The sequence below is a fragment of the Inquilinus sp. OTU3971 genome, assembly GCF_038440215.1.
The window spans coordinates 1-10,629 of the sequence record NZ_JASATH010000244.1 but is presented as its reverse complement, the minus strand read 5'-3'; the positions used below and the strand labels follow the sequence as shown (position 1 = coordinate 10,629).

The 10,629-nt window shown below is 69.6% G+C and carries 8 protein-coding genes and 1 pseudogene; 4 read left to right on the top strand and 5 right to left on the bottom strand.

What is annotated here, in order from left to right; all coding sequences use genetic code 11:
* Nucleotides 1-252 precede the first annotated feature (252 nt).
* The 3 genes from AAHM41_RS36085 to AAHM41_RS36075 all read left to right on the top strand — a co-directional run bounded on the left by AAHM41_RS36085 (nucleotide 253) and on the right by AAHM41_RS36075 (nucleotide 4,055).
* On the top strand, nucleotides 253-951 hold the full coding sequence (locus AAHM41_RS36085; protein ID WP_342241466.1) for a hypothetical protein: 699 nt from the start codon (nucleotides 253-255) through the stop codon (nucleotides 949-951).
* A gap of 100 nt (nucleotides 952-1,051) precedes the next feature.
* Nucleotides 1,052-1,417: a hypothetical protein gene (locus AAHM41_RS36080; protein ID WP_342241465.1), complete on the top strand. Its 366-nt coding sequence runs from the start codon at nucleotides 1,052-1,054 to the stop codon at nucleotides 1,415-1,417.
* A 280-nt stretch (nucleotides 1,418-1,697) separates the two neighbouring features.
* Entirely contained in the window at nucleotides 1,698-4,055 is a 2,358-nt protein-coding gene (locus AAHM41_RS36075) for a heavy metal translocating P-type ATPase (RefSeq protein ID WP_342241464.1), read from the top strand.
* A gap of 222 nt (nucleotides 4,056-4,277) precedes the next feature.
* Here the strand turns inward: AAHM41_RS36075 and AAHM41_RS36070 are convergent, their stop codons facing one another.
* The 5 genes and pseudogenes from AAHM41_RS36070 to AAHM41_RS36050 all read right to left on the bottom strand — a co-directional run bounded on the left by AAHM41_RS36070 (nucleotide 4,278) and on the right by AAHM41_RS36050 (nucleotide 9,746).
* Nucleotides 4,278-6,248 (bottom strand): vWA domain-containing protein, encoded by a 1,971-nt coding sequence (locus AAHM41_RS36070; protein WP_342241463.1) that lies wholly within the window; start codon nucleotides 6,246-6,248, stop codon nucleotides 4,278-4,280.
* Between the two features lie 23 nt (nucleotides 6,249-6,271).
* Nucleotides 6,272-6,997, bottom strand: coding sequence for a hypothetical protein (locus tag AAHM41_RS36065; RefSeq protein ID WP_342241462.1), 726 nt, complete (start codon nucleotides 6,995-6,997; stop codon nucleotides 6,272-6,274).
* A 38-nt stretch (nucleotides 6,998-7,035) separates the two neighbouring features.
* Nucleotides 7,036-9,012 (bottom strand): hypothetical protein, encoded by a 1,977-nt coding sequence (locus tag AAHM41_RS36060; RefSeq protein WP_342241461.1) that lies wholly within the window; start codon nucleotides 9,010-9,012, stop codon nucleotides 7,036-7,038.
* A gap of 426 nt (nucleotides 9,013-9,438) precedes the next feature.
* Nucleotides 9,439-9,510: pseudogene (locus AAHM41_RS40780) on the bottom strand (hypothetical protein); the annotation flags it as partial.
* A 71-nt stretch (nucleotides 9,511-9,581) separates the two neighbouring features.
* The gene (locus AAHM41_RS36050; protein ID WP_342241460.1) at nucleotides 9,582-9,746 is read right to left on the bottom strand and encodes a hypothetical protein; all 165 of its coding nucleotides are present in this window, start codon (nucleotides 9,744-9,746) and stop codon (nucleotides 9,582-9,584) included.
* A 3-nt stretch (nucleotides 9,747-9,749) separates the two neighbouring features.
* Here AAHM41_RS36050 and AAHM41_RS36045 point away from each other — a divergent pair, with 3 nt between their 5' ends.
* On the top strand, nucleotides 9,750-10,217 hold the full coding sequence (locus AAHM41_RS36045; protein ID WP_342241459.1) for a M23 family metallopeptidase: 468 nt from the start codon (nucleotides 9,750-9,752) through the stop codon (nucleotides 10,215-10,217).
* Nucleotides 10,218-10,629: the final 412 nt, after the last annotated feature.

Below are 10,629 nucleotides of genomic sequence, written 5' to 3'. Positions count from 1 at the left end.
CTAGTCCGGCGTCCGGAGGGCGGGAATTTGCAGCGATGGAGGGGAACGAGAATTCGGTCGCGTTCGTTAGTGGATGCACGTTGAGAAAAAGCGCTGGCGCGAGCCGGCTGGTGGTGGATTCGAGAACCGTTGCGCAGCGGGCATGACGTTCGCGAGCGCCGGCAGTTTCGGGTTTGCCGTCAGTCGGCCGCGCCAGTTTGCGTTTCCAAGCGGGTTTCCGTTCGCGGGCGTCCTCATCCTGGAGAAGTCAGCATGCTGCGGATCCTCTTCGTCGCCTCGCTCCTTGCGGTTCCGGCCGGGCCGGCCCTGGCCCAGTCGACGTCGAGCGCCAGCGCCACCAGCGGCGCCAACTCCAGCGCCGTCAACAACGCAGGGGCCACGGCCGGCGCCATCTCGGCCGGCGGCACCGTGAGCATCGTCAACGGCGTGCCTGGCGACAGCACGCTGCGATACAAGGGGGCCTACACCGTCAACAACACGCCGGATGTGTACGCGCCCGGCCTGACGGCGGGGCTGAACACATGCGCCGGCTCCTACTCCGCGGGGGTGGCTGTGGCCGGATTCGGCCTGACCGGCGGCGGCACCACAGTCGACCAGGGATGCGAACGCAGAAACATGGCCACCCTGCTGCGCCAGATGGGGGAAGGCGACGCGGCGCGCGAGGTGCTGTGCGAGGACGACGTGGTGCGGGGAGCCTTCGCCCGCGTCGGCCGCCCGTGCATCACCGACCGTGTGCAGGTGTCGGCGGCCGTCGCACAGCCGGCCACCATGGCTCTGCCTCCCGCGCCACCCCCCGTCGTGGCCATGCAGCCCATCGTCAGCCGGGGTGATCCGGGCTATGGGCAGCAGCACGGAAACAGCGGCGCGGCAGTGACCGGGTGCACCAGCCGAAGGGCGCGCGAGCCGGACATGGCACTGGCCCCTCTCGGATCATGCCGCGAGGGGCCGTGACAGTACGATGAACTTTTCCCGCTTCGATACGGTTCGCATGTTGCAAGCTTGGGAAAAGAGTGGAATTCTTCGTTCCGATTGGGGGTGAGGAGATGTCGCCATGCACGCCATCACCCATATCGAGCCACCCATCGCGTTCCGGCGCAGGAACGGCTGCACTGCCGTCTTACGTGATACGGACACGCTCGCCGACTGGCTGGATCGGATCTACGATGCGATCCTCGATCCCCAGTGCCCGGAGGGCGGGACAGATTCAACAGAGCGATCCCTGCAACTGCATGAGATCGAACAGGTTCTGTTCGGCTTGGCCGAGGAGACTGGCGGCGGCGCCTTCGCAATCAGTTCCGAGCTTCGAACCGCATGCCAGGCATTGATCGCGCGGTATCGCGAACTGATCCCGGTGTATGCCGGGCCTCGGGCAAGAGGACCAGGCGCCGAGGGGAGACAAAGGCGCGCCGTTCAGTAGGCTGACAGCGGCGCCTCGATCTCGCTCACAAGCTTCACCGAACCGCGACCGGGCAGTCCGGACCGGTCTTCCTCCCCGTCCGGCGTATGGCCCGCGCAGTCCCCGAAGCGGGTGTATCGATTGACCCCAAGGCCCATGCGAGGCGCCGCTGGGCGCCTTGCATCGTCGCCTTGTCGCTCCCGTTCGGGTCGCCGCCGCTTGACGACCTGTCCACCCGCCCTTGACCTTCCAGTATCTGGAAGCCCCATTTGCCTGTGATCGGGAGAGATGGGAGCAGTGAATGGCGCACGCACATCAGGATCCTCCGGGCCGCCGACACCATCATCCAGCCCACACTCACGCGGTGAAGGACCCGGTCTGCGGCATGGATGTCGATCCGGAGAAGACGCCGCATCATGCTGAGCATGACGGCGCCCGCTTCCACTTCTGCAGCGCGGGCTGCCTGGCGAAGTTCAAGGCCGATCCCGGGCGCTACGCCGACCCACGAGCGGAGCGGGCCGTGCCGGCCCCAGCCGCGGTCGGCGCCATCTACACCTGCCCGATGCACCCGCAGATCCGGCAGGAGGGGCCGGGTACCTGCCCGATCTGCGGCATGGCGCTGGAGCCGGAGCGGGTGACGGCCGAGGTTGGGCCGAACCCGGAGCTCGTCGACATGCGGCGGCGGTTCTGGATCGGCTTGGCCCTGACCGTTCCGATCGTCCTGCTGGAGATGGGCGACCATTGGTTCGGCATCGCCCATGCGATCGGCGCCCGCACCGCGGTGTGGATCCAGCTGGTCCTGGCCACGCCGGTCGTGCTCTGGGCGGGCTGGCCATTCTTCGTCCGCGGCTGGCAGTCGATCGTGCGGCTCAGCCTCAATATGTTCACGCTGATCGCGCTCGGCACCGGCGCCGCCTATGTCTACAGCCTGGTCGCGGCGCTTGTCCCCGGCCTCTTCCCCGAAGGCTTCCGCGGCATGGACGGGGCCGTCGCGGTCTATTTCGAGCCGGCGGCGGTGATCACCGTCCTGGTGCTGCTGGGCCAGGTGCTGGAGTTGCAGGCGCGTGAGCGCACCGGCGGCGCCATCCGGGCCCTGCTCGACCTCGCGCCGAAGCTCGCCCGCCGGGTCCGCGACGACGGGGCGGATGAGGAGGTCCCGCTCGAGCAAATCCATGTCGGCGACCGGCTGCGCGTCCGGCCGGGCGACAAGGTGCCGGTCGACGGCACGGTCGAGGAGGGTCGCAGTGCGGTCGACGAGAGCATGATCACCGGCGAGGCGATCCCCGTCGAGAAGACGTCGGGCGACAGGGTGATCGGCGGCACCATCAACGGCACCGGCGGCTTCGTCCTGCGGGCCGAGCGGGTGGGCAGCGAGACGGTGCTGGCCCGCATTGTCGAGATGGTCGGCCAGGCCCAGCGCAGCCGGGCGCCGATCCAGCGCCTGGCGGACCGGGTTTCCGGCTGGTTCGTGCCGCTGGTGGTGGCGGTCGCGGTGCTGGCCTTCGCCGCCTGGGCGGTCTGGGGGCCGTCGCCGGCGCTCGCCTACGGCCTGGTCGCCGCGGTTTCGGTGCTGATCATCGCCTGCCCCTGCGCCCTCGGCCTGGCCACGCCGATGTCGATCATGGTGGGGGTGGGCCGCGGCGCCCGGCTCGGCGTGCTGATCAAGAACGCCGAGGCGCTGGAGCGGCTCGAAAAGGTCGACACGCTGGTGGTCGACAAGACCGGCACCCTGACCGAGGGCAAGCCGCGGCTGGTCCGGATCGTCCCGGCGCCCGGGCAGGACGAGGCCGAATTGCTGCGTCTGGCTGCCGGGTTGGAGCGCGGCAGCGAGCATCCGCTGGCCGCGGCGATCCTGGCCGGCGCCGCCGAGCGCAAGCTGGAGGTGCCGGCGGCCGAGGATTTCCGCTCGCTGACCGGCAAGGGCGTCGCCGCGCGGATCGAGGGGCGGGAGGTCGCGCTCGGCAACGCCGCCCTGCTGGACGAGCTCGGCGTCGCCGCCGGTTCGCTGGCGGAGCAGGCGGAGGCACTGCGGCATGACGGCGCCACGGCGATGCACCTGGTCGTCGACGGCGCCGTCGCCGGGCTGATCGCCGTGGCCGACCCGGTGAAGCAGACGACGCCCGCCGCCATCGCGGCGCTGCGCGCAGCCGGGCTGCGCGTGGTCATGCTGACCGGCGACAACCGCACCACCGCCGCCGCGGTGGCCGGGCGGCTCGGCATCGACGAGGTCGAGGCCGAGGTGCTGCCCGAGGACAAGGGCGCGGTCATCCGCCGGCTGAAGGGCGGGGGCCGGGTCGTGGCCATGGCCGGCGACGGCGTGAACGACGCCCCGGCTTTGGCCGAGGCGGATATCGGCATCGCCATGGGCACCGGCACCGACGTGGCGATCCAGAGTGCGCATGTGACGCTGGTGAAGGGCGACCTCGCCGCCATCGCCCGGGCGCGGTCGCTCAGCGCCGCGACCATGCGAAACATCCGCCAGAACCTGTTCTTCGCCTTCGTCTATAACGCGGTCGGGGTGCCCGTGGCGGCCGGAGTGCTGTATCCGGCCCTGGGCCTGCTGCTGAGCCCTGAGATCGCGGCCGCGGCCATGGCGCTCAGCTCCGTCTCGGTGATCGCCAACGCGCTCCGCCTGCGGATGGTGAAGCTCGATGGCTGATTGCAGCGCAGCTGCCCGCGTCGTGTCTCGGAACGCTCGATCCGAGTGAAGGTACCGTTTGGCAAACGCCGACACGTGATGGCCTCGTCGGCGGCAACTCGAGTGGCCCCATCGATGCCGACCTGCTCGCCGCCCTCGACGAGGGCCGGCTGGGCGGTGCGGCGCTGGACGTGTTCCGGCAGGGGCCGCTGCCGGCCGGCCACGGCTTCTGGCGCCAACCGGTTATTTCCCTTGCGTCAGGGTCATTTCGAGCACCTTCTCGTCCCCGGCAGCGAGGTCGATCGTCGCTTCGGCACGCCGGCTATCATCGGCCGTCGCGGAGACACGCCAGCGGCCGGCCGGCAGAATGGATTCCAGCGACAGGCTGCTGCCGCCGGCATACGCGGCAGGGCCGAGGCCTCCGTCGGCGGCGACGGGATAGAATTCGAAGACGATGTTCGCCGGCGGGTTCGCGCCTTCCTCCGGCAGCGCCGACACGCCGAGGCGCCCGGCCTGCAGCTCGAGCCGCACCGTTTCCTCCGTATCCGGTGCGACCGCGATGTCCCGCTCGGCCGTCGCCACGCCGCTCTTCACCGCGACGTGCCAGCGACCGGGCAGCAGCGGCACGATCGGATTGGCGACGGGCTGGTCCTGCATCAGGGCCGTTCCCGGGGCGATGCCGATCGCATCCACCGCAGTGACGGTCCAGCTCGTGTCGCGCCAGTCGGTCAAGGGATCGGAGCCCGGGGCGAAGGCGGCGGCGAGGGTCCGGCTGCCGGTCGGAACCACGATGCGTGCCTCCCGTTGCGCGCCCTCCTCGATCTCGACATCGCGCTGGACGGCGGTGCCGGCGACGGCGAACTCGACGCGGTAGTGGCCGGACGGCAGGACGAAGAGCGGCGCCGCCTCCTGGACGGCCTCGGCGGCGGTGGTGCCGTCGGACGCCAGGGCGCGCCAGGCCAGGCCGCGCCAGTCGGTCAGCGGCTCGCCGTCCTCCGCCAGCGCGGCCGACAGCTTCAGCTCGCCCAGCCGCAGGCTGAGCGCAAGGTCGAGCGGATGGCCGGGGGCCAGCGTCACCTCCTGCTCCGCCCGCCGCCCCTCATGCTCCACCGCGAGACGGTAGCGCCCGACCGCCAGCAGCAGCGCCGGCCTGGCCACCGCCGGCACCTCGACCGCCGCCTGGCCGTCCAGCGGCGTCAGCGTCCAGTGCAGCCCCTCGGCGATCGGTTCGGCCCCCTCATACGGCACCGCCTGCGCCTTGAGGCGCCCCGCCACCAACGGCACTTCGATCCGGGCCGTCTCGCCGGAAAGCTCGACATCGCGATGCGCTTCGACATTGCCGACCGCGGCCTCGATGGCGTAGCGGCCCGCCGGCGCCGTCAGCTCCACCAGGCTGGTCCGGCCTTCGTAGCGGAACGGTTCAGGCCCCTCCCCGCCGGCGACGCGCCAGTCGATCGCGAGGTCGGAGACGGGACCTTCCCCGGGGATCACGGCGACGATGCTGGCCCGCGCCGTCTTCACCGGTTCCGGCACCTCGACCGGCGCGAGTGTTTCCACCGGCGTCGGCTCGGCCTGGGCCGGCGCGGGGGCGGTCGCCGCGCGCGCGGCGGTGTCCAGGGTGGCGATCAGGCTGTCGGCGTCAGCAGCGGTGCGATAGTCCCCGCCACCGGCCGAGGCGATGCAGGACAGCTGCTGCTCCTCCTTCTTTTCGACGGCGAAGCCGATGACATGCACCGACAACGCCGCATCGGCCGCGCGCAGGGCGGCGGCGACGGCGCAGGGGTCGGGGTGGCAGGTCTCGATCCCGTCCGTCACCAGGATGATGGTGCCGCCCCCGCCTGCGGCCTGCAGCAGGCCGGCGGCCTGCTGCAGCGAGGCGGCCAACGGGGTCTTGCCGCGGGCGCGCAGCGTGGCGAGACGCCGGCCCAGCGCCGCCGTGTCGGGCGGGCCGATCGGCGACAACACCTCGATGTCGCCGCAGTCGCTGCTGCGGCGATGGCCATAGGCGATGAGGCCGACCGGCGCGGCAGCGGGCCAGCGCGCCAGCATCTCGCCCAGCACGCCGCGCACCGCGTCGAGCCGCGGGACGCCGCCGATCGCGGCGCTCATGCTGCCGGAGGAATCGACGACGATGACAGTCGGCCGCGGCGACTCCGCCCGCGCGACGCCGAACGGCAGGACCGCTGCGAGCAGCAGGAGGCTTCGCCAGGCCAACGCGCGGATCCTGAAGGCGCCGGTCATGGCGGCGAGAACCGGAACGCGGCGTCGTCGACCACCGGATCGGCGACGGGGTCGAGGGTCGTCAGGCTGCGGTTGATGCCGCCGGTGCCCAGCGGCGTGTCCTGGAGGATCCTGCGGATCAGCAGGCTGTCGCGGTCGATCCATAGCGTGGCGGGATACTCGCTGGACACGTAGCTGGTGCCGTATTTCTCGCGAACCATGCCGCTGAGCTTGATGTGGTCGCGCCCGTCGATCCGCTCGGTGCCGTCGAGCCGCAGCTCCTCCAGACTGTGCAGCGGGCCCTGCAGCCCCGCCGATCCGAACAGCAGCCCGGGCACCAGGACCGCCGTCCCCTTGGTCGGCAGCGAAGCCACGGCGAAGGCATCGATGCCCTTGCCCTGGGGATAGACGTCATGGACCTTGGTCGTCAGCCACCAGCTGTTGAACTCCGCCCCCTCGCACCAGATGACGAAGCGGTCGGCCCCGGCACCGGGATCCTCGTCGAACTCGAAATAGAACTGTCGCGGCCGCTTGAGCGCGGTCTTGAAGCGATGCCGCTCGCGGATCTCGACCGCGGCGGCGGAGCCGTATTCGGTGACGATCTCGCCGCTGTCGCTGTAGGTGCCGAGCGCGTCATAGGCGGCGACGACACGCTGCCAGAGATCGTCGGCGTCCGTTTCCGCCCGGCCCGCGGGCGCGGCCAGCAGGACCGCCAAGGCTGCCAGGACGACCAGTATCCGCATCGCACCCCCCAAGACCATCCGGACCGGAACGGCGTCCCTCAGCAGGACGGGTTGCAGGCCTTGACCGATAGATTGTAGACGCCCGTGGCCTCGTCGCCCGGCTTGCGGCGCTCGAACTGCCGGGCGATCGTCATGGTGGTGCCCGAGCGCTGCACGGTGAACTCCGCCGGCCCGTCATTCATCGCCCGGAGCATCAGGAACTGCGCGCCTTTGAACGGCAAAGCGTAGTCCTGCAGGGTTATCCGCATGGAGAGGACCGGCAGCATCAGGACCAGCACCTTGGTGCGTGCATCGTCGAAATCGACCGCTGCCGGCAGCACCTCGATCCGCAGAGTGTTGCCCCGGAGATCGCCGTGCACCGGCACGCGGAAGAAGTTCGGCGTGAAGCCCGCCCGCACCAGCGGGCCGCCCTGGTCGAGGATCGTGGTCAGCGGGTTCAGGCTCGCTATGTCCTGCCCCAGGATCTTCTTGTCCTTGAGCCGCTGCGTCTCGTTCAGCGCCTTGATGTCGCCGAGGCCCATCGGATCCTGGCGCACGCCCTTCAGGATGGTGGCCTGGGCCAGCTCAGGGAACAGCACCGGGATGGCGTTGTCCCACGTCCGGAACGACATCGCGTTGCCCATGACCTCGCCGGTCAGCGCGATCGCATCGCCCTTCGCATCCTTCGGATAGCGCAGGATCAGGTCGCCTTTGATCTCGACCGTATAGGTCCAGTAGAGATTGCCGTTGTGGCGGAACTCCGCGGTCATCTTGCCGGTGACCGGCCCCTGGAAGGTCTGGCAGTAGCGCTCGAACATGCGGCTGATCATGAAGGCGCTCATCGCATAGGCCATCTTGTTGACCCCGGCCGCGGCCTCGATCTTGTAGTGGCTCTTGGCCGCATCCTCCCGCAGCGGCGCGAAGGTGGTGATGCCCTTCCACGAGGTCTCGACCGCCTCGGTGCCCGCCTTGGTGCGCCTGACCGCCGGGATCATGCTGACCAGCTTCGTCGGCACGTTCTCCTTCGCCCAGTCCACGAAATAGGCAACGGGCTTGGTCAGCAGGCCGAGAAAGAAGTCGACCGCCTTGAGCCCGTTGATGGCGACGTCCAGCTGGTCGCACAGGAGATTCTTGCGCGTCACCTCGGCCAGCACCGCGGAGGCGCGGGCGTTCGCGCGCTTGGCGACGGCGTGCCAGGTCTTCAGGCGCGCCGACAGCCCCATGGTCGCCACCCGCATCTCCGACGCGACGGATTGCAGCGCCACCAGTTGGCCCACGCCGTTCACCCATTCCGGCGATCCGCCCTGGGCGCGCAGCGTCTTCATGGCCCCCTGCAGCTCGGCCAGCTTCGCCTTCGCCTCATCCTTGGCCGGGCTGGCGGGAAGGTCGTCGAGCTTGCCGGCGACCGCATCGATGATCGCACCGGTCGTCTCGGTCAGCGTCTCCGCCTCCGCCTCGATCCCGCGCTTGTCGGCCCCGTCTTTCTTGGCGCAGTCGGGCTCCTCGACCAGGTCGCTGAGATCGGAGACCTCGAAGCTGGTGTCGCCGGTCTGCCCCCGCTCGGGGTCGCGGATCTCGACCTCATGGGTGCCGATCGTCTGCGGCGTGAACTCGGCTTCGAAGCTGCCGTCGACATCGGCGACGACGTCGATCACGGTCGGCGGCAGGGCCTCCAGCGGGCCGACGAAGATGACATTGGCCGGGCAGTCATTGTCGGGGATCTCCTGCGGCGCCTCGGTCGGGTCCGGCGGCTCGGCCTTCTGCGGCGGGGTCACCGTGATCTGCAGCGGCTTGCCGTAGAGGCCGGGCGGCGTCACCCCGCGCAGGATCACCGGATAGCCGGGGACGGTGGTCAGCTCGTCGAGCTCGGGGATTCCCGTGACTTCGCCCGTCAGGCCCTCGAAGGCGACTTCGATGAAGATGCCGGGCTGCCCCGGCGGTCCCGCCGCGTCCGCCGCGCTGGCAAGAGCAACCCCGATCGCCACGCCGGCCATCCAAGGCACCAGCGCGCGCAGCAGGCAAGGACGGCCGACCACCCTCCCCTCCATCCCAACGAATCGGCGCGCCGAGCAACTCGGATCAGGGGCCGATACAGTCGCGGTTTTATCACAAACTCGTGGCGTCCGACATTCGCGGAGCGCCGGGACCGGAAACGCCTGCGGCAGTTTGCGACGGCGCTTGGCCAGCCGGCCCAACCAAGAGAGGCTTCCTCCCCCGAAGGCCTTCGGACGTCGGCCCTGCTCCCGGCCCAGACCCCGCGACAGGGGCCGGCATCCGAAGCCCTGAACAGCAACGGACATGGCAGCCGTCGACGCAAAGGCGAAGGTCTGCAGCGTCCACCGCGGAATCCTACCCATTTGAGCCGTGCGGCCGATGGGAAGCCTCGTAGAGGAACAGGTGCGGCGCTCGGTCTCGTCGATCCGGTTCTCAAGCAGGCTGGCCGTCGCCACGTCGTTGTGCTCGTCGCAGGTGTTGTGGACCTGCCGCATCGCCTGGGTCAGGCGGAGATTGTCGTCGCGCAGCTCGGCCAGCATGTCCTGCGGCTCGACGAAGTCGGCGTCGTTGTCGGGGATGCGCTGGTGCCGGGCGATGTCGCCGATCGACTTCAACGTCTGGGCGCCGAGCCCTTCATCGCCACGCCCACGGCAAAGGCCATCAGCGACGGCATCGGCACGCCGCCGATGATGACGTTCGGGCTGGCCGTCACCGTGGTGCCGATCGGCACGCCGAGCGGTGGGTCGCCCGGCGCGACCTTGAACGACGAGAACACGCAGTGCTTGGTGATGTCGACGCCGATCCGGGCCGCCCGCATCCCCTCGATCCAGACGGAGGAGGAGCCGAGGAAGATCTCGAACATCGGGAAGTAACGCGTCCGATCACCGGCGTCGTGAGGCTGCATGCCGGATCGGACTTCGTGGCCGCTGCCGGCACGCCGATCTTCGCGACCGGATCCGGCCGCGTCGTCTTCGCGGATGTCGCGGGCGGCTACGGCAACTGCGTCGAGATCGAGCATGATGACGGGCTGACCAGCCGCTACGGGCATCTGCAGTCGATCGCCGTCGCCAGAGACGAGATGGTCACGGCCGCATCCGTGATCGGCACGCTCGGTTCGACCGGGCAATCGACCGGCCCGCATCTGCACTACGAGATCCGCCGCGGCGGATCCCCGGTCGATCCGATGCCGTTCCTTGAAACCGGCCAGGCGCTCAAATCCGTGTTGACGATCGCGTTTCGGCAGTGAGCGACGCTGGAAATCAGGAGCAGCGTATGGCCGCGTCGCAAGCAGAGCAGGTGTTGGTCGCCCCGTGTCGGCTTGTGCGGATTGTAAGCACTCAGGCAAAATGCCTACAGATGTGTCCGATCAGACGCGCTGCGAAAGCTTTCCGAGGCGTTCGCCTCATGGGCCGACATGCTGGATGCCTCCAGGCATGCGGTCTGGCGATGCGGTGGTCAAGGAACGGACCAGCCAGTCATGCCTATGATATCGGCCGCCCGCGATCTCGCCTCCACCTCGTCGCCACTCCGTCAGTTCGCTTGAGCCCGAAGGGCATCGATGAGCCGAGCCAAATCAGGATCGGGTGGGACAATCCGGGCCAGCCGCTCGGCATATTCGAGCGCGGCTTTGGCATCTCCGACATCGCGGCTGAAGCTGA

Bases quoted from the DNA above. Each gene is read 5' to 3' on its own strand.
- AAHM41_RS36080 (WP_342241465.1), top strand. From the start codon at position 1,052: ATGCACGCCATCACCCATATCGAGCCACCCATCGCGTTCCGGCGCAGG.
- AAHM41_RS36065 (WP_342241462.1), bottom strand. From the start codon at position 6,997: ATGCGGATACTGGTCGTCCTGGCAGCCTTGGCGGTCCTGCTGGCCGCG.
- AAHM41_RS36085 (WP_342241466.1), top strand. From the start codon at position 253: ATGCTGCGGATCCTCTTCGTCGCCTCGCTCCTTGCGGTTCCGGCCGGG.
- AAHM41_RS36075 (WP_342241464.1), top strand. From the start codon at position 1,698: ATGGCGCACGCACATCAGGATCCTCCGGGCCGCCGACACCATCATCCA.